The organism is Corallococcus sp. CA041A (genome assembly GCF_003612075.1).
Taxonomy (GTDB): Bacteria; Myxococcota; Myxococcia; order Myxococcales; family Myxococcaceae; genus Corallococcus; species Corallococcus exiguus.
In genome coordinates this window covers 1-17,598 of the sequence record NZ_RAWF01000208.1, presented here as the reverse complement: position 1 = coordinate 17,598, position 17,598 = coordinate 1, and the positions used below count along the sequence as shown (strand labels likewise).

Annotated in this window: 17 protein-coding genes and 1 pseudogene; 13 read left to right on the top strand and 5 right to left on the bottom strand. The window is 69.6% G+C overall.

All coding sequences use genetic code 11. The features are described 5' to 3' along the window. From D7V77_RS30255 to D7V77_RS30245, 3 genes are all read left to right on the top strand, one after another. Positions 1-262, top strand: a 262-nt coding sequence (locus D7V77_RS30255; protein ID WP_147452208.1) for a hypothetical protein, incomplete at its 5' end; no start/stop codon positions are given. A gap of 159 nt (positions 263-421) precedes the next feature. Continuing rightward, positions 422-1,177: a hypothetical protein gene (locus D7V77_RS30250; RefSeq protein WP_233597342.1), complete on the top strand. Its 756-nt coding sequence runs from the start codon at positions 422-424 to the stop codon at positions 1,175-1,177. 186 nt (positions 1,178-1,363) lie between these two features. Continuing rightward, complete coding sequence (locus D7V77_RS30245; protein ID WP_120579763.1) at positions 1,364-1,645, top strand: hypothetical protein; 282 nt, start codon at positions 1,364-1,366, stop codon at positions 1,643-1,645. A gap of 7 nt (positions 1,646-1,652) precedes the next feature. Here the strand turns inward: D7V77_RS30245 and D7V77_RS30240 are convergent, their stop codons facing one another. After that, positions 1,653-2,396: a phytanoyl-CoA dioxygenase family protein gene (locus D7V77_RS30240; protein WP_120579762.1), complete on the bottom strand. Its 744-nt coding sequence runs from the start codon at positions 2,394-2,396 to the stop codon at positions 1,653-1,655. 51 nt (positions 2,397-2,447) lie between these two features. Next, positions 2,448-4,109 carry an acyl-CoA dehydrogenase family protein gene (locus D7V77_RS30235; protein WP_120579761.1) on the bottom strand — a complete coding sequence of 554 codons (1,662 nt, stop codon included), beginning with the start codon at positions 4,107-4,109 and terminating at the stop codon, positions 2,448-2,450. A gap of 66 nt (positions 4,110-4,175) precedes the next feature. Here D7V77_RS30235 and D7V77_RS30230 point away from each other — a divergent pair, with 66 nt between their 5' ends. Continuing rightward, positions 4,176-6,041, top strand: coding sequence for an ATPase (locus D7V77_RS30230; RefSeq protein WP_120579760.1), 1,866 nt, complete (start codon positions 4,176-4,178; stop codon positions 6,039-6,041). Here the strand turns inward: D7V77_RS30230 and D7V77_RS30225 are convergent. Both D7V77_RS30225 and D7V77_RS30220 read right to left on the bottom strand, forming a co-directional pair. Further along, the gene (locus tag D7V77_RS30225) at positions 5,981-6,829 is read right to left on the bottom strand and encodes a WbqC family protein (protein ID WP_120579759.1); all 849 of its coding nucleotides are present in this window, start codon (positions 6,827-6,829) and stop codon (positions 5,981-5,983) included. The two genes, D7V77_RS30230 and D7V77_RS30225, sit on opposite strands and share 61 nt — an antisense overlap. 20 nt (positions 6,830-6,849) lie before the next feature. Then, positions 6,850-7,659, bottom strand: a complete 810-nt coding sequence (locus D7V77_RS30220; protein WP_233597341.1) for a phytanoyl-CoA dioxygenase family protein — start codon at positions 7,657-7,659, stop codon at positions 6,850-6,852. Between the two features lie 115 nt (positions 7,660-7,774). Between D7V77_RS30220 and D7V77_RS30215 the strand changes: the two genes are divergently transcribed. The 6 genes from D7V77_RS30215 to D7V77_RS30190 all read left to right on the top strand — a co-directional run bounded on the left by D7V77_RS30215 (position 7,775) and on the right by D7V77_RS30190 (position 14,428). Then, a complete protein-coding gene (locus tag D7V77_RS30215; protein WP_120579758.1) occupies positions 7,775-8,704 on the top strand; it encodes an alpha/beta fold hydrolase in 930 nt (309 codons plus the stop codon). A 193-nt stretch (positions 8,705-8,897) separates the two neighbouring features. Further along, positions 8,898-10,658 (top strand): lamin tail domain-containing protein, encoded by a 1,761-nt coding sequence (locus D7V77_RS30210; RefSeq protein WP_120579757.1) that lies wholly within the window; start codon positions 8,898-8,900, stop codon positions 10,656-10,658. Positions 10,659-10,744: 86 nt separating this feature from the next. Continuing rightward, the gene (locus D7V77_RS30205) at positions 10,745-11,530 is read left to right on the top strand and encodes an exodeoxyribonuclease III (RefSeq protein ID WP_120579756.1); all 786 of its coding nucleotides are present in this window, start codon (positions 10,745-10,747) and stop codon (positions 11,528-11,530) included. 28 nt (positions 11,531-11,558) lie between these two features. Beyond that, positions 11,559-12,338: a 1-acyl-sn-glycerol-3-phosphate acyltransferase gene (locus D7V77_RS30200; protein WP_120579755.1), complete on the top strand. Its 780-nt coding sequence runs from the start codon at positions 11,559-11,561 to the stop codon at positions 12,336-12,338. A 150-nt stretch (positions 12,339-12,488) separates the two neighbouring features. Next, a complete protein-coding gene (locus tag D7V77_RS30195) occupies positions 12,489-14,057 on the top strand; it encodes an ATPase domain-containing protein (protein WP_120579754.1) in 1,569 nt (522 codons plus the stop codon). Positions 14,058-14,059: 2 nt separating this feature from the next. After that, on the top strand, positions 14,060-14,428 hold the full coding sequence (locus D7V77_RS30190; protein ID WP_120579753.1) for a response regulator: 369 nt from the start codon (positions 14,060-14,062) through the stop codon (positions 14,426-14,428). 7 nt (positions 14,429-14,435) lie between these two features. Here the strand turns inward: D7V77_RS30190 and D7V77_RS43355 are convergent, their stop codons facing one another. After that, a complete protein-coding gene (locus D7V77_RS43355; RefSeq protein ID WP_126935800.1) occupies positions 14,436-14,618 on the bottom strand; it encodes a hypothetical protein in 183 nt (60 codons plus the stop codon). A 722-nt stretch (positions 14,619-15,340) separates the two neighbouring features. Between D7V77_RS43355 and D7V77_RS30185 the strand changes: the two genes are divergently transcribed. The 3 genes and pseudogenes from D7V77_RS30185 to D7V77_RS45020 form a co-directional block, all read left to right on the top strand. Beyond that, positions 15,341-16,105 carry a hypothetical protein gene (locus D7V77_RS30185; protein ID WP_120579752.1) on the top strand — a complete coding sequence of 255 codons (765 nt, stop codon included), beginning with the start codon at positions 15,341-15,343 and terminating at the stop codon, positions 16,103-16,105. Between the two features lie 47 nt (positions 16,106-16,152). After that, a complete protein-coding gene (locus tag D7V77_RS30180; RefSeq protein ID WP_120579751.1) occupies positions 16,153-17,379 on the top strand; it encodes an ROK family transcriptional regulator in 1,227 nt (408 codons plus the stop codon). Beyond that, a pseudogene (locus tag D7V77_RS45020) lies at positions 17,376-17,598 on the top strand (glycoside hydrolase family 16 protein); the annotation flags it as partial. The gene D7V77_RS30180 and the pseudogene D7V77_RS45020, both read left to right, overlap by 4 nt.

The window sequence follows — 17,598 nt, the reverse complement described above, 5'->3', positions numbered from 1 at the left end:
GAAGCGGGTGTCGGCGGGGCGGCCGGTGAAGGTGGGGGGGATGATGATCTGCCGGCAGATGCCGCCCACGGCGAAGGGGATCTGCTTCATCTCGCTGGAGGACGAGACGGGGATCGCCAACCTGGTGGTGCCCTCGGAGGTGTATGCGCGGTGCAGGCAGGAGATCCACGGCGCGCTGTTCCTCGTGGGGGAGGGGATGTTGGAGCGCTCGGGGAAGGTGACGAACGTGAAGACGCGCAGCGTGGTGTCCGTGAGGCAGTGAGACGTAGGAACACCGCGCTACATCTGCACGTCTGTTCCCGTGATCCGTGGACGGATGGGCAGGAATACCCACGGGGGCATGGAACAACCCGTATTGCTAGCGATATAGGTTGCTTCTGTCTGGAGTGTAGTAGCGTGGATCAGAACGGGAGGGTACTCAGTGCGCAACAGTCTTCGGTGGTTGGGGTCGCTGCTCGATCGCGTGGGCCTGTCTGAAGTGGTGGAGGAGGCGAGCGATTGGGTTCGGTACTACGCGCAGGGCAAGCCGCCCGTGAGCGAGCCTGCCCGGACCCGCGTCTCTCGCCCGGTGCACTCCGAGGCCCCGCGCGCGTCCGTGCATGAGGTGATCGAGTCCCTGCGCAACGCGATTCCGGATCGCCAGGTGGACGCGACGGTGGTGGGGGTCCCCTTCGAGGGCCGCATGGAGCTGGCGCAAGCCGCCCGTCGCAAGACGGCGCCCAAGGCGAAGAAGGCCGCGAGCAAGAAGAGCGCGGCGAAGAAGGCCCCGGCCGCGAAGAAGGCGGCGCCCGCGAAGAAGAAGAGCGCGGCGAAGAAGGCCCCAGCCGCGAAGAAGGCGGCTTCGTCCGGAGCCACGAGCGAGGACGCGGTGTCGGTGCTGGAGACCGCGCTGCGAGGCCATGCGCGCCAGAAGGACCTGGTCTCCGCGGGCAAGGAGAAGGATCAGCTCCTGCGCTCGCTGATCCCGCTGTACCTGGCGAAGTCGCTGGACGTGGAGGTGACGTCCGGAACGACGTCGCGTTTCTGGAGCGGGCTGGGCGTGACCTACGCCGCGCCGAACGCGGCCAAGGCGCTGCGCCTGCACGCCGGCTACGCCCAGGACACCAAGAAGGGCAAGGCCATCACCGCGAAGGGCGTCCGCTACGTGGAAGACGCCCTCACGCAGGCCGCGAAGTAGCTCCTGCCGGGCCAGATGCCGCGCCTTTGCTGCCCACTCAAGTACGGCATCCGCCGTGTTTGGGCATGGGCAGCGATTGCTTGCATGGTGTCTTGCGCCACGACTGGGCTTCAGCCGGAGACTCAGGCTGACTCAAGCGAAGCCATTTCTTCTGCTGTCTTTGAATGGCCAGAGGGCCTGGAGCCCATGGCGACGCTGGATGGACCTGCCATCCTGGCGTCCCATGCGGCCCTCCAGGATGTCGTGAGCCGTTTCCCCAAGGCGCGCCGGAATGAATGCATCTTCACGGCGCGAGCCCTGGAGGTCGTCGTCGGCGAGGGGAAGGGCGTCTACATCGTCCGGGTGAACCGGCGCGTCGACCACTGTGAGGGAATCGGACCTGGTGGCAGCTTCGAGCTCGACTGGTTCGAGCTCTATGCCGTCTCGCCCGAGGGCCGGATCATCGAGCGGTATCAGTACGCGCCGTGAATCCGCCTCAATCCCTCGCGGATCGTGAGCCCGGGACCGGCAGGTTGTCCGTCCGCCGGTATGTGGCCACCACGGAGTACTTCGTGTCCGCCGTGTGATTCCGGCTCGCCGCGTGGAACAGCCGCGCGTGGAAGAGCAGCACGTCCCCGGGGAACAGTCGCACGTACTGCGCGCCTTCGATGAGCGCCGCGTTCTCCGGCAGGTCCGACCGCAGGAACAGCCGCGCGTCGTAGCGCTCCGGCGCGAACTGCATCCGGTGCGTGCCGGGCAGCACCTTCAGGCCGCCGTTCTCCGGCGTCTCCGGGCCCAATGCCAACCACGTGGAGATCAGCTCCGGCCGCGTGAAGGCCCAGTAGCGCACGTCTTGGTGCCAGCCCGTGTCCGAGGAGAAGCGCGGCTGCTTCGTCATCACGCAGTTGTGGTGCGCCCGCGCCTGCACCACCGGCCCGTCCAGCAACTGCCCCAGCGCCTCCATCATCCGCGCGTCGTCGAACCACGCCGCGAACAGGGGAGCGCGCCCATGCGCCTTCAGCAACCGCCTCACCGTCCGCCCGCCCTCGGCGTCGACGCTCGCCGGTGAGCCCGGATAGGCGACTTCGGCCTCGTACTCCACCGGGCCGTCACCGGAGGCGAGCTGCTCCTGGATCACGGCCCGCATCCGTGTACACGTCCCGCCCTCCACGAAGGACGGCAGGACGAGATACCCATCGGTGGCGAAGCGCTGGCACTGCTCGGGGCTCAGGACGGACATGGCGCCCGCTTCTTAATGGCGGCGCCCGCCGCATGCACCTGTCGCGATGCCTCAGCTCAGCAGCCGCGAATCATCCAGGTCGATTTCATCCTGGATGAGGTCCACGCCGTTCTGCCGGAACCGCCGCGCCGCCGCCCGGCTGCGCGGGCCGTGCCCGTGCTCCAGGCACCACTGCGCGTGCTCGCTGAGCAGCGCCAGCTCCAGCGTGCGCCCCAGCGTCAGGGAGAAGCGCCGCGCCCCGGCCTCCATCGTGGTGGGGTTCGCCATCGCGCCGGACACCCAGGCCCGCGCGTGCTCCAGCGCGTCGTGCGCCGTCTTCACGCACGGCCGCAGGCCCGCGTCCGTCACCTTCGACAGCCGGCTCTCCACCTCGTGGAAGAACGCCTCCAGCGTGCCTTCCTTCGCCAGCGCGCGCAGCGAATCCAACGACAGCACGTTCGTCGTGCCCTCCCAGATGGACAGCACCTGCGCGTCCGCCTGGATGCGCGGCAGGCCCGTGTCCTCCACGTAGCCCGCGCCGCCGAAGGACTCCGTCACCTCCGACGTGATGTGCACCACCTGCCGGCCCGTCGTCAGCTTCGCCAGCGGCGTCACCAGCCGCTGCAACAGCAACTCCTGCTCCGTCGCCGTGCGCGTCTCCAGCTTGCCCAGCAGCTCCACCCCGCGGAACGCCAGCAGGAAGCCCGCCTGGAACTCCGCCTCCAGCCCCGCCAGCGTGTCCATGTGCAGCGGCTTCTCGGACAGCGGCGCGCCGAACTGCACCCGGCGCTTCGCATAATCGTGCGCCAGCGCCATCGCCCGGCGCATGCTCCACGTGGCGCCCATCGCGTTCCAGGTGCGCGTCACGTTCAGCATCATCGCCATGTTGCGGATGCCGTCCGTCAGCCCCGCCACCGGCACCGCCAGCGTCCCGTCCAGCGTCAGCTCCGCAGTGGGCACCTTGCGCGTGCCCATCTTGTCCTTCAGCCGGTTGATCTGGATGCCGTTGAGCCGGCCCTGCGCGTCCCGCGTCTCCACGAAGAAGAGCGCCAGCCCCTTGCCGCCGGGGCCGTTGCCCGTGGGCCTCGCCAGCGTCAGCGCCATCTGCGCCGTCGTCGCGGACGTGAACCACTTCGTGCCGTGCAGCCGCCAACCCTCGGGAGACTGCCGCGCCTCCGTCAGAGTGAGCCCCACGTCCGAGCCACCCGTGCGCTCCGTCATCCACTGGCCGGACGTCCAGAAGGTCGCCGGATCGCGCGACGTCAGGTGGGGCAGGGCGTGGTCGATGAGCGCCTGGTTGCCCAGCGACAGGAGTGACCGCGCCGCGCCGTCCGTCATCGCCAGCGGGCACGAGTAGACGTCCAGCGACGGCTGCACCAGATAGTTCAACGCGAACTGGTGCACGCGGCTGAGCGCGCCGCTCTTCTGCTCGTAGGCCACCGCGACCAGGCCCTTCTTCGCGGTCAGCGCCTCCGCCTCCTTCCACAGCGGTGACACCTCGATGTGATCAATGCGCTGACCCCACGGGCTCCATTGCGTGAGCACGGGCTCGTTCAGCCGGTCGCGCTGCTGGAACTCGTAGAAGTACTTGCCTCCCAGCTCTCCCAGCTCTCGGAAGTCATCCTGGAGCGAACGAAACATGTCCTCCGGAAGGGTACGGGCGAGGTAGCCCTGCAGGAACGCGTCGTCGTCGTACTGGTTGCCAAGACCGGGGGGCGCCTGGAAGAAGCTCATGGGCCGAAGTTAACACCGCTGACACGACGGTGGGGTACAGTGACCTCCCCCCCCGCCGGAGCTGTGATGGCTGACTTCACCCGCAGGCCCCCACCTGGCCCAGGTCCGTCTTCGCTCGGCGCCGAGCAGGACGAGAATCGCAACATCACCCCGCTGGAGACGCCCGCCGCGCAGGCGAACCCCGTCCTGTCCGCGCCGCCCCGTCCGCGCGCGCCCGCACCCGCCGGTGCGGCCCTGGGCGCGGAGCCGCGTCCGGAGCCCACCCGCTCCCGGCCCGCGGTGTCCGCCCCGCTGCCGTCCGTCATCTTCGATCCGATGCCGCGCCCCCGCGTGCCTCCCGCGCAGTCCGCGGGCGTGGCTCCGCCGGGCGCGCCGCCGCCGTTCGGCGAGGAGATGCTCGACGTGCAGACCGAGCGGCGCACCGCGCCCCCTGGCCCGCCTCCACCCGCGCAGGAGCCCGAACGTCGCGCGGCTCCCGGCATGGAGCGTCGCGGTCCCCCGGAGGCGGACCGCCGTGGCGCGCCCCCGGCGGGCCCTGACCGTCGCGGTGCCGCCTCGGCGCCGCAGCAGGGCTACGCAGGCCCGGAGCGGCGCGGCGTCCGGCGCGCCGATGGCTCGGACGCCCAGGCGACGAACCGCTTCTGGCCCGCGCAGCCCAAGACGCTCCAGGAGTCCGGCCTCAACGCGACCTTCGTGGAGGAGCTGGTCCTCAAGGCCATCTTCTTCGCGGGCGAGATGCGCGGCATGGACGTGGCCACGCGCCTGCAGCTGCCCAGCGCGCTGGTGGACGAGGTCATCGAAGGCCTGCGCCGGCAGAAGTACATCGACATCCGTGGCGGTGGCGGCTCCGGCGTGGGCCGCTCCACGATGATCTACCAGCTCACGACCTTCGTGACGGACGTGCTGCGGCAGATATTGGACCGCAACCGCTACAACGGTCCGGCGCCCGTGCCGTTCAACGAATGGGTCGCCGCCGTGAAGCAGCAGACCGTGCGCGGCAATCGCATCACCCGCCATCGCATGCAGGACAAGTTCGGCGACCTGATCATCCGCGACTACATCTTCGACGGAATCGGTCCGGCGATGAACTCCGGGCGCGCCATCTTCTTCTATGGCCCCCCGGGCAACGGCAAGACGGCCATCTGCCAGGGCATGGTCAACTGCTACGAGGGAGACATCTTCGTTCCGCACGCGCTGCTCGTCGACGACTTCGTCGTGAAGATGTTCGACGCGAACATCCACCGCGCGGTGGAGGACGAACCCGGCATGCCGTCGTATGACCGCCGCTGGGTGCGCTGCCGCCGCCCGCTCGTGGTGGTGGGCGGTGAGCTCACGCTGGAGATGCTCGACCTCGTCTACACGCCGGAGGTGAAGTACTACGAGGCCCCGTTCCAGATGAAGGCGTCCAACGGGATGCTCCTCATCGACGACTTCGGCCGGCAGAAGGTGTCCCCCAAGGACCTGCTCAACCGGTGGATCGTCCCGCTGGAGAGCGACGTGGACATCCTCACGCTCCACACCGGCAAGAAGCTCCAGGTGCCCTTCGACGTGTTCGCCGCGTTCTCCACGAACCTGGATCCCAGCGCCCTGGTGGATGACGCCTTCCTGCGCCGCGTCCGCTACAAGCTGGAGGTGCAGCGCCCGGACGAGGAGCAGTTCCACGAGATCTTCCAGGTGATGTGCAGGAAGCGCGGCGTGCCCTACGACGCGCGCGCCGTGGACTACCTCATCGACGAGCACTACCGCCCGCACCACCGGCCCTTCGCCGCGTGCCAGCCTCGCGACCTGTTGGATCAGGTCATCGACATGGCGAACTACCAGGGCCAGACGCCGCGCCTGGATCCCGCGCTGCTGGACGCCGCCGTGCGCAGCTACTTCGTGCGCTTCGACAAGCCGGCGGACTCCTCGCCCACCGCCGCGTCCGCCCGCTGAAGCGGCTGGGGGCCGTCCCCCGCGAACGGCCCCCACGGCGACGGCTGGAGCCACGTGCGCACCGTCTCCACGGGCACGTTGGCCAGCACGTCCACGATGGACAGCCCCGTCACGAAGCGCCCCTCGCGCCCCTGCGCGTAGTCCGGGTGGCGGAAGCGCTGCCACAAGAGGCGCATGTCCACCGCGCGGAAGCGCTCCGGCTTCAGGTACACCGTGGAGCCCGTCCCCGAGTAGTACGTGTGCGCGCCCGTCTGGAGGCAGTACTCCACCAGCCGCTGCGTCTTGTCCTCGCCCCGGCGCTCCAGCGTGGACGAAAGCACCAGGTTCGGCTCCAGGCCCAGCGGTGCGTGGAACAGCGCCATGCTGGACAGGAGCACGCGCAACAGCGACCCCGGGCCGGACTCGCGCGCGGCGGCGTCGTAGAAGGGCTCCAGCAGCGGCAGCACCTGCGCGCGGAAGTGCGGCCGTCCTCCGTAGAGCGTCACCATTGCCTGGAGGTGCTTGCGCGCCCAGGGCTGGCTCTGATCCACCGTCAGGTCGCGGATGCGCGTGTCGCGGTGCGGATCCTCCAGCGGGATGGACAGCCACTGGAAGCCCGGCTCGGACGGGGGCGGCGTGGGCACGCCGTGGGGCAGGGCGACGCGCGTGCGGCGCTGCCAACCGCGCCGGAGCCACTGCACGTCGTCCAGCACCACCAGCGTCCCGGCGCGGGCCACCTGCTCGTAGAAGTCCACCCACGGCAGGTAGTGGGGCTGCTCGGCGACGAGGACTCCAGGGTGTCCGGACACGCCCGGGATGATAGGGCCTTTCAGCCGCCGCGCACCGGGTGACGGAACATCGGAGGGAACACGCGCGGGGCCTTCTTCTTGCGCACGCAGGTGGTGTCCGCGCTCATGTAGCAGGCGGAGAACGCGCGCCGCCGCTGTCCGGGCCGGCCGCGCCCGGAGCGGTGCCAGACGTGGTTGTGTACGAGCAGCGCCTCTCCGGCCCGCACGGGCAGGGGCACCACGTGTCCTTCCGCGTCCGCCGCCTCCACGCGGTCCGGAGGAATCACGCCGCCCAGTGACGTCACCAGGCCCGCGCGGTGACTGCCCGGAATCACCTCCAGACAGCCGCCGCCTTCTGGCGCGTCGTCCAGCGCGGTCCAGATTTGAAGGTCCGGCTCGCGCGTGAGGCCCCACAGCTTTCCGCCGTCCTGGTGGAAGGGCAGGTTGCTGCCGCCCGCGGGGCCCTTGTGGAAGAGGATGGCGCGGTACAGGACGATGTCGCCGGGGATGCGCGCGCGGGCGATCCGTTCGAACAGCGGGTTCTCCATCCACGCGAGGAAGCGCGGATCCTTCTCCAGCTTCTCCAGCTTGCGGTAGTCCAGGGACGGACCCTGCCAGCCCAGCCCCAGGGGCGCGTCCTCGTAGCGGCCGGTGGTGGCGTCCGGCTGGAAGAACATCCCCGGGTACACCACGCGGCCGAGCATCAGGTCGTCCGCCCGCTCGCGCAGCGCTTCCACGCCCGCGTCGTCCAGCACGCGGCCCAGGCGCGCGAAGCCGTGCGCCTCGTAGTGGGCGAGCACGGCCGCCACGTCCAACCCTTCCGCCTCCACGCTGATCATCGCGCGCACCATTGCCTGGAGGCCCCGGCGCGTCCAGCCTTGGCCTGCGCGGACAGGGGAGGGCGCACTCGTGGGAGGGGCTGTCGGCACTTGCACCCGCGCCTGCCCGGCCGCATGGTGGGCGGGGATGCCCTACCGTCGCGCCACGCACCTCGTCTCCGCCCCGGATGGCACCCGGGTGGCGGTCCACACCCACAGCTCGGGCACGCCGGAGGAGGGCCGCGACGCCGCGCTCGCGGACCGCTCCACGGTGTTGCTGACCAACGGCATTGGCACGTCGGAGAACTTCTGGCGCCACATCGTCGCCGACCTGGAGCAGGACCACCGCGTGGTGCACTGGGACTACCGCGGCCATGGCATGAGCGAGGAGTCGCGCGACAACGACTACCGCGTCCAGGTGCACGTGGACGACCTGGAGCGCGTCACCGAGGCGGCCATGGCGCGCGGCGACGGCAAGCCCCCGCACCACATCGCCTTCTCCATGGGCGTGCGCATCCTGCTGGAGCTCTACCGCCGCCGGCCGGATCTGGTGCCGTCCATGACGCTCATCGCGGGGACGCCGGGCGTGCCGGGCTCGGCGGATCCGCGCTGGGGATCCCGCTTCGCGTTGTCCGCCGCGAAGGGGGTGCTGGCCGCGGGGACGCCCTGGGTGCCGGTGGTGGCGCCCGCGGTGAAGGCCTTCCTCGCCACCCCGCTGGCGGATCCGCTGGCGCGGGCCGTGGGCGCGCTGCGGCCCCGGGCTCCGCGCGAGGACATCGCCGAGTTCCTGGACGCGCTCTACCACATGAGCGCTCAGGCCTATTGGCGCACGCTGCGAGGCCTCACGGAGGGCCACGCCTGGGACGTCCTCCCCTCCATCCGGGTGCCCGTGCTGATCATCGCCGCGAGCGATGACGTCCTCGTGCCCCTGTCGGAAGTGCAGCGGCTGCACCGCGCGCTGCCCCAGGCCTACTGGCTCCAGGTGGATGACGCCGGCCACGCGGGCCTCCTGGAGGCCGGGACGGAGATCGCCCAGTCCGTTCGGGGCTTCCTGGATGCGCATGGATTGGCGGATTGAGCCTCCCCGCAAACCCCCGGGACTCCTGGCTGAAGCCGGGCCGGTCCGGATGACCCATCCGCACTGCCAGGTCTTGAGAAATCCGTGACCCGGAGGGTTCCATGGCCGTGAGCGAGAAGTCACGGGGAGGGGTTTGCGTCGGCCTGTAATTTTGTGGTTTGTGAGGAGGCTCAGTACTCAACACGGAGTCTCCATGTCCTGGTCTTCCCGGCACCTGCTGGTCCCTTTGTCAGCGGTGCTGTTGGTGTTGTCGGCGTGCGGTGGTGATGACGACAAGAACCCTGTCTGCGGCAACGGCATCATCGAGAGTGGCGAGGCGTGCGACGACGGCAACCGCGTCGAAGGCGACCGCTGCAACAACAGCTGTCAGGTGACCACGCCCACGAACGACGCGGGCACGAACACGGACGCGGGCACTGACGCTGGCACGGAGACGGACGCCGGCACGGAGACGGACGCCGGCACGGAGACGGACGCGGGCACCGAGACGGACGCCGGCACGGCCACCGACGCGGGCACCGAGACGGACGCCGGCACGGCCACCGACGCGGGCACCGAGACGGACGCCGGCACGGTGACGGACGCGGGCACGGAGACGGACGCAGGTACGACCACCGATGCGGGCACCGAGACGGACGCCGGCACGGAGACGGACGCGGGCACCATCGACGCGGGCACGGATGCCGGCACGGAGACGGACGGCGGCGCCACGGACGGCGGCCCGGCTCCGGACGCGGGCACGGGTTCGGACGCGGGCACCGACGCGGGCACCACGGCGACGCTCAGCGCGCTGGAGCCGGCCGCGGTCTTCGCGCGCTCGGGCACCACGGGTGAGACGATTCCGGAGCCGCTCGCGGTGTCGCTGAGCGCCAACGCCACCACGGACGTCGTGGTCCAGGTCACCTCGTCCAGCCCCTCGGTCGTCATCGCCAACAGCGGCCAGGTGACTGTGCCCGCGGGCTCGCGCTCCGCGGCGATCATCGTGACGGCGAACGACGCGGCGGGCTCCGCCAAGGCGACGCTGACGGCCACGCTGGGGGGTGACTCGCGCACCGCCACCGTGCGCGTGCTCGGTGCGACGGAAGCGGCCTCGCTGGCGTTCCTGTCGCCGGAGACGGTGTCCCTGGCCGCCGGTCAGACGGCCAACGTCACCGTGACGCTCGACATCCCGGCCGCGGCGGCCACGTCCGTGGCGCTGTCCACGACGGGCAACGTGGGCTCCGTGCCGGCCACCGTCACGGTGCCGGCCAACGAGCTCTCCGCGAAGTTCGTCTTCACCGCCGGCGCCGCCGGTTCGACGGGCACCATCGTGGCCACGCTCAACGGCCAGTCCGTGTCCGCCCAGGCGCAGATCACCGCCGCCCCCACGACGAACCACGTCGTCATCAGCGAGCTCGCGGGCGCAGGCCCCGGCGGTGCGGGCGACGAGTTCGTGGAGCTCTACAACCCGACGAACGCGGAGGTGAACATCGGTGGCTGGAAGCTCCAGTACAAGAGCGCCACCGGTAACGCCTACACCGGCTCCTTCACGCTGCCGACCACCGCGCGCATCGCGGCCCACGGCTTCTTCCTGCTGACCAACCGGGACTACGTGGGCACGGTCACCACCGACAGCAGCTGGGGCACCACCTTCTCCATGGGCGCCGCCGTCGGCCACGTCCGCATCGGGCCCGCGGCGATGGGCACCACTCCGGGTGACACGAACGCGGTGGACACGGTGGGCTTTGGCGCCACGGCGGACTCCGCGGAAGGCAAGAGCCCTGTCACCGGGACGATCGCGACCAACGGAAGCATCGAGCGCAAGGCCAACGCTGGCTCGTCCTCGGCCACGATGGAGGGCGGCTCGGACGCGGCGAAGGGCAACAGCTACGACACCAACGTGAACAGCGCGGACTTCATCCTCCGCACCACGCGCAACCCGCAGAACAAGGCGAGCGGTACGGAAACGCCTTGACGCACTGAGCAGTGACCGGCCCCCACCGTCCGTCCAGGAACGGTGGGGGCTGGAAATACCCGCGCGCTTTCGCCATAAGCGGGGGCGTGCGAGTCGTCTCCTGGAACGTCAACGGTCTGCGCTCCATCCACCGCAAGGGCTTCCTCCCGTGGCTGTCCAAGGCCCGGGCGGACATCGTGGGGCTGCAGGAGGTGCGCGCCCGCGTGGAGCAGCTCCCCGCGGAGGTGCGCGCCCCCCGTCGTTGGAAGACCCACTTCGTGGCCGCGGAGCGCCCCGGCTACAGCGGCGTGGGCCTCTTCAGCCGCCACGAACCGGACGACCTCACCACCACCCTGGACGCGCCGGAGATGGACGCGGAGGGCCGCCTCCAGTTCGCCCGCTACGGCAAGCTCACCGTGGTCAACGGCTACTTCCCCAACGGCAACGGGAAGGACCGGGACCTCTCCCGCATCCCCTTCAAGCTGGACTTCTACCGCCGCCTCTTCGCGCGCCTGGAGAAGCCCCTGCGCGACAAAGAGCGCGTGCTGGTGATGGGAGACTTCAACACCGCCCACCGCGACATCGACCTGGCGCGCCCGCGCGAGAACCGCGAGACGAGCGGCTTCCGTCCGGAGGAGCGCGAGGAGTTCGACCGGTGGATCCGCGCGGGCTGGGTGGACACCTTCCGCCAGTTCAACGCGGAGGGCGGTCACTACTCCTGGTGGAGCCAGCGCGCCGGCGTGCGCGAGAAGAACATCGGCTGGCGCATTGACTACGTGCTCGCCACCCCCGCGGCGCTCGCCTTCGTGAAGAAGGCGTCCGTGCACCCGGACGTCCACGGATCGGACCACTGCCCGGTGAGCGTGGACCTGGACCCCGCGGTCCTCACCTGAACCCCCTCATACCCAAGGGATACCTCTCATGAACGCACTGCTCTCCATCTGGACCTGGGTCGAGGTGGGCCTCGTCGCCCTGGTGGGCTTCTTCGTCCAGCTCTCCCTGTTCATCCTCACGTTCCTGTTCGACAAGCGCCGCTACGTGGCGGGCCGCTGCTTCCGCCTGGTGGGGGTCACCGCCGCGAAGCTCACGCCCTTCTGGCGCTTCGGCGTGCATGGGAACGTGCCGGACCGCGTGGCGCCCAACACCGTGGTGGTGAGCAACCACGAATCCAACGCGGACTGCTTCCTCATCTCCTTCCTGCCGTGGGAGATGAAGTGGCTGGGCAAGCGGAGCCTCTTCAAGGTGCCCGTGGTGGGCTGGATGATGAGCCTCGCCGGGGACGTCTCCGTGGAGCGCGGCGACCGCGACTCGGCCACCGGCGCCATGGCGCGCTGCAAGGAGTGGATGCTCAAGGGGATGCCGGTGATGATCTTCCCGGAGGGCACGCGCTCCAAGACGGATGAGCTGCTGCCCTTCAAGGACGGCGCCTTCCGGCTCGCCATCGAGATGCAGGCGGACGTGCTGCCCCTGGCGGTGAGCGGCACGCGGCTGGCGCTGCCCAAGCACTCGTGGCGCTTCGCCACGTCGCGAGGGCTGGTGACGGTGGGTACGCCCATCTCCACCAAGGGGATGACGATGGACGACGTGGAGTCGCTCAAGAACCAGGCGCGCGCCCAGATTGAAGCCCTGCGCGCTTCGCTCAAGCCGTTGACGGGGGGCTCTGCCTCCGTGCCGGCGTCGGAAGCCAACGCCGCTCGCTGAGCGGCCGGCGGGCCGGGGCACGCGTGTTTGTCCAGGAACGCACGTACCCCAGATTGTTGAGCCTTCACGCGGGGGCTGGACTATGGAGTCCACCCGGGGCCGGTTCTCTCGGTCCGGCTCGGCGCCTGGCGCCCAGGAAGGAAGCGCGTGATGACGCCGGGCGGTCCACGTGAAGAGCAGCGGGTGGCCACGGGCATCCCCGGCCTGGACACCGTGCTGTGCGGCGGCCTGCGCAGGGGCCGCATGTACATGGTCCTGGGCCTGCCGGGCGCGGGCAAGACCATCCTCGCCAACCAGATCTGCTTCCATCAGGCGGCCCAGGGCCACCGGGTCCTCTACCTCACGCTCCTGGCCGAGTCGCACACGGAGCTGGTGAGCAACCTCCAGACGCTGTCGTTCTTCGACCCGGCCTGCGTGCCGGGGAAGATCAGCTACCTGAGCGCCTTCACCATCCTGGAGCAGGGCGGGCTGGAAGCGCTCGCGGAGCTGATCCGCAAGGAGATCAAGGCGCACAAGGCCTCGCTGCTCGTGCTGGACGGACTGCTGGCGGCGGAGGAGCTGGCGCCGTCGCGGCAGGCGCTCAAGAAGTTCATCCACGGCCTCCAGGTCGTGACGGGCCTCATCGGCTGCACCACGGTGGTGCTCACCACCGGGGGGGACAAGGGCCTGCGCGCGGAGCACACCATGGTGGACGGCCTTCTGGTGCTCCAGCAGCGGACCTTCGGGGTGCGCACCCTGCGCGAGCTGAGCGTGCGCAAGTTCCGGGGCAGCGCTTACAAGATGGGGCAGCACGGCTTCGAGATCACCGCTGACGGGCTCACCGTCTATCCCCGCCTGGAATCCATGGTGGACGGCAACCTGGTGCCCGGCGCGGGGAAGCGCGAGCGCGACGCCTTCGGCGTGGCCGGCCTGGACTCGATGCTCAAGGGCGGCGTGCCCGCGGGTTCCACCACCATCCTCCTGGGGCCTCCGGGCAGCGGCAAGACGCTGCTGGGGTTGAGCTTCCTGGCGGAAGGCGCCCGCCAGGGGGAGCGCAGCCACTACTTCGCCTTCTATGACGCGCCAGAGCGGATGCTCGCGCAGGCGGCGGGCGTGGGCCTGCACCTGCAGCCCCTGATGGAGTGCGGGGACCTGGAGGTGAGCTTCCGGCCGCCCACGGAGAACATCCTCGACAAGCTGGGCACGGAGCTGTTGACCATCGTGCGCAGCGGCCGGGTGCGCCGCATCTTCCTGGACGGCTACGAAGCGCTCCGCCGCGCCTCCACCCGCAATACGCGGGTGGCGCGCTTCCTGGCGGCGCTCGTCAACGAGTGCCGGGTGCGCGAGGTGACGCTCATCTACACCGCCGAGGCCACCTCCGCCTTCGGCCCGGAGGTGAAGTTCCCTCTCAAGGGCATCTCCATGGTGGCGGAGAACATCCTGTTCCTGCGCATGGTGGAGCTGCACTCCGGGCTGCGCCGCTTCATCGCGGCGCTCAAGGTACGCAACAGCGCCTACGATCCCGCCCTGCGCGAGCTGGAGATCACGAACAAGGGACTCAAGGTCGGCCAGCCCTTCGCGGAAGGGCAGATGTTGATGACGGGGCTCGCGCGCACGCGGACTCCGGAGCCGACCCCCGTGCCGAAGCCGCGCCGCAAGCCGCGCGCGGGCACCGTGTCCTCCGCCAGGGCGACCTCGCCGAAGCCGCGCCGGAACGTCCGCAAGCGCCGAGGCACGTGACCATGGGGCCCGTCCTCATCGTCGACGACGAGTTCGGCATCGTGGAGGCCGTCCGGGACCTCCTGTCCGACGAAGGCTACCGCACGGCCACGGCGCTCAACGGCCGCGAGGCCCTGGAGCGGATGCGCCAGGAGCGCCCGTCGATGATCCTGCTCGACTACATGATGCCGGTGCTCAACGGGCCCGGGGTGCTGGAGTCCATGCAGAAGGACCCGGCCCTGCGCGACGTCCCGGTGGTGATGATGAGCGCCAGCCCGCCGGACTTCTGGCAGCACCTGCCGTGCGCGGGCTTCCTGCCCAAGCCCTTCGACATCGAGCAACTGCTGGGCATGGTCCGACGCATGATCGGCCCGCCGCCAGTGACGCACTGACGGCCTGTCAGGGATTGAAGTCGGTCACAGCCCATGACTGTGACAGGTGAACCATGAAGCCTTCGTTTCTCTTCGTTCTCGTGGCCGCTGCTTCGGCCTTGTGGGCTTGTTCCTGGCTGCCCGGCACGAAGGCTGAACCATCGGTGGAACGGTCGGCGCGCCTGAAGTCGGCGGTGACGGAGTCATGCATCAATGAAGGACTGCATCGACTCCGATTGCGGAGCACCGGCAAACTGGACAATCAGCTGTTCGTGGTTGCGGAGCCTGATGGGCCCTCAATGGCCCATCAGGTTCCTGTGATCATTCAGCATCACAAGGTTCTTGGGCCCTCCTTCATCCTGGTCGTCGTAACGACCCTGCCACGTGGCCGCGTGGGTGAGGCGGATTACCGGCAGGCGGAAGAGTGGACTGGAGAGGTCCTTCAGGGCGTTCTCGACGCGTGCAAGGCATCAGGCCCGGTGAGGTGCGTTCGTTGCCAGCATGATGCGTGCAACGTGCCCTGCACTCCTCGCTGAACGGGAAGTCAGCTGTAGAAGGTCATGAGCGAGCCCCTGGAACTGCGTACGGCAGCTCCAGGGGCTTTCTGCTTTGAGGCCGGACCCCGCGCGAAGCCGGGCACGGCGCACCGCATCAACCGGTTTACGCCGTGCAACGCGTTCTCGGCTGCTTGCAAATGGGTAAAGGGGGCTGGTATTTCTTCGTCAATCGAACGAACTCGCATGTTCGCGGTGGGCGGGGACGCAGGGCGGCTCCAGGTGGCAGGGGCCCCGGCGGCGGGAGACGGCGGTTTCTCCTCTGGCGGGTGGCTGTATGGGTGACGCGACGCGGCATGCGAGCGACGGATTCCAGCAGGTTTTGATTTCTTCGCCGTAAGAACGAAGTCATCCCAGCAAGACAACCCGGAGGGGATTCATGCTTCGCAACAAGCGTTTCGCGTGGACGTTGACGGCTGTCGGAGTTTTCGCGCTCGCGGGGCTCGTGGGGGCCTGTGATCCCGAGGACGACCCCACGCCTGGCACCCAGAACGACGCCGGTACCAAGACTGACGCGGGCACCAACACGGACGCAGGGACGAACACCGACGCGGGCACCAACACCGACGCGGGCACGGAGACGGACGCCGGGACGAACACGGACGCCGGCACGGAGACGGACGCGGGCACCGACGCGGGCACCCAGACGACGCTGCCCCTGGCGGTGGACGGCACCTGGGCTGCTAGTGGCTACATGGGTGACGGCGAGGAGAACGGCCTCGTGGACGAGCCCGTGTGCGCCACACCCCGCCCGGGCTCGGGCCTGGGGACCTGCCACAAGTTCACCTACACGAAGAAGAGCAAGAACTGGGCAGGCGTCTTCTGGCAGTACCCGGAAGGCAACTGGGGCAAGACCAACACGCCGGGCTTCCTGGTGCCGGACGGCGCGAAGGCCGTGACCTTCTACGCCTGGAGCGACAAGGGCGGAGAGACCGTCGACTTCTTCGTCGGCTACGGCCCTGACTCCCAGGACGGCTTCGAGAAGAAGCTCAGCCCGGCCGCAGTGCTGGCCACGACGCCCACCAAGTACACGCTGGACATCAGCAAGATCCGCTACGCCGACGTGGCGGCGGGCTTCGGCTGGTCCGCGGGAGGCCACGACGAGCCGTTCGTGTTCTACATCGACGACATCCAGTGGCAGTGACTCCCATCTGAGCGCCCCGTGCGCCCAACCAGGAACGTGAGCGGACGATGAAAGCGGGAACGGCGGTGTTGACGGTCGATGCGGCGGGCATGCGGGCGCAGAACAGCGGCCTGCTGCTCAACATGATCTGGCGCGAGCGTCAGATCTCCCGGGCGGAGATCGCCCGGCGCACGGAGCTCAGCCCGTCGACCGTCTCCGCCATCGTCGCGGACCTGGAGCACGCGGGCCTGGTGCGCAGCATTGGCGCCGGGGTCTCCCGCGGGGGCCGCCGTCCCACCCTCATCGGCTTCTGCGACGAAGCGTTCAGCCTGGTGGGCGTCGAACTGGGCGCCTCCCACGTCACCGTCGTCCTCACGGACCTTCGCGGCCGCGTGCGCACGCAGAGCAAGGCGAGCCACGCGGTGCGCGGCGATCCGGAAGGGTCGCTGCAGAAGGCGAAGGAGCTGGTCCAGGAGTGCCTGGAGGCCGAGCGCGTCCCGCGCCGCTCCGTCGTCGGCATGGGGGTGGCCGTGCCCAGCCCCGTGCACCCGGCGGCCCCCGGCAAGATGTCCCCCCTCATCCTCCCCGCGTGGAAGCACGTGGACGTGAAGGAGTGGTTCGAGACCACCTTCGACATGCCGGTGTTCGTGGACAACGACGCGAACCTCGGCGCGCTGTCGGAGTGCTTCTGGGGCGCGGGCTCCGGCGGCGAGGATCTCACGTACATCAAGCTGGCCACCGGTATCGGCGCCGGTCACATCATCCACGGCGACGTGTACCGGGGCGCCGGCGGAATGGCCGGTGAAATCGGCCACATCCCGGTCGACTCCAACGGCCCGCTCTGCGTGTGCGGCCTCAGGGGCTGCCTCGTCACCCTCATCGGCTCCACGGCGCTCACCGAACGCGCGCGCGAGCTCATGGGCACCCGCGGCCGCAAGGGCCCCACCGTGCGCGACCTGGTGGAGGGTGCTCGCACGGGTGACGCCGCCGCGAAGCAGATCATCGACGGCATGGGCGCCTACCTGGGCATCGCCGTGGGCGGCCTGCTCAACCTGTTGAACCCCGCCATCGTCGTGCTGGGAGGGGAGATCTCCTCCGTGGGCGAGATGCTGCTCGACCCCTTGCGCGCGTCCGTGCGGCAGCGCGCCCTGTCTGTCTCCATGGCGGAGACGCGCATCGTCACGTCGGTGCTGGGAGAGCGGGCCATCGCCGTGGGCGCGGCCACCCTGGTGCTCCAGGCGGCGCTGCGCGACCGCTCCCTCTTTCCCACGCAGCACGTCGGGAGAAGTGCATGACTTCGCGCCGTCTTGTCCTCGCCCTGGCCCTCTCGGGCCTGGGAATGGCTTCGTGTGATCCGGCAGCAGGTCTGGATAACAAGCAAAACGAGCAACCCAGGCCCGTCACGGAGCAGCCGGGCACGGGGTGGGAAGTCGTCTGGCAGGACGAGTTCGACGGTCCGGCGGGCTCGCTGCCTTCGAAGGAGCGCTGGGTCCCGGACGTGGGCGGGGACGGGT

Coding starts and splice junctions, on each gene's coding strand:
- D7V77_RS30245 (WP_120579763.1), top strand. CDS start 1,364: ATGGCGACGCTGGATGGACCTGCCATCCTGGCGTCCCATGCGGCCCTC.
- D7V77_RS30240 (WP_120579762.1), bottom strand. CDS start 2,396: ATGTCCGTCCTGAGCCCCGAGCAGTGCCAGCGCTTCGCCACCGATGGG.
- D7V77_RS30235 (WP_120579761.1), bottom strand. CDS start 4,109: ATGAGCTTCTTCCAGGCGCCCCCCGGTCTTGGCAACCAGTACGACGAC.
- D7V77_RS30230 (WP_120579760.1), top strand. CDS start 4,176: ATGGCTGACTTCACCCGCAGGCCCCCACCTGGCCCAGGTCCGTCTTCG.
- D7V77_RS30220 (WP_233597341.1), bottom strand. CDS start 7,659: ATGGTGCGCGCGATGATCAGCGTGGAGGCGGAAGGGTTGGACGTGGCG.
- D7V77_RS30215 (WP_120579758.1), top strand. CDS start 7,775: ATGCCCTACCGTCGCGCCACGCACCTCGTCTCCGCCCCGGATGGCACC.
- D7V77_RS30210 (WP_120579757.1), top strand. CDS start 8,898: ATGTCCTGGTCTTCCCGGCACCTGCTGGTCCCTTTGTCAGCGGTGCTG.
- D7V77_RS30200 (WP_120579755.1), top strand. CDS start 11,559: ATGAACGCACTGCTCTCCATCTGGACCTGGGTCGAGGTGGGCCTCGTC.
- D7V77_RS30195 (WP_120579754.1), top strand. CDS start 12,489: ATGACGCCGGGCGGTCCACGTGAAGAGCAGCGGGTGGCCACGGGCATC.
- D7V77_RS30190 (WP_120579753.1), top strand. CDS start 14,060: ATGGGGCCCGTCCTCATCGTCGACGACGAGTTCGGCATCGTGGAGGCC.
- D7V77_RS43355 (WP_126935800.1), bottom strand. CDS start 14,618: ATGCATGACTCCGTCACCGCCGACTTCAGGCGCGCCGACCGTTCCACC.
- D7V77_RS30185 (WP_120579752.1), top strand. CDS start 15,341: ATGCTTCGCAACAAGCGTTTCGCGTGGACGTTGACGGCTGTCGGAGTT.
- D7V77_RS30180 (WP_120579751.1), top strand. CDS start 16,153: ATGAAAGCGGGAACGGCGGTGTTGACGGTCGATGCGGCGGGCATGCGG.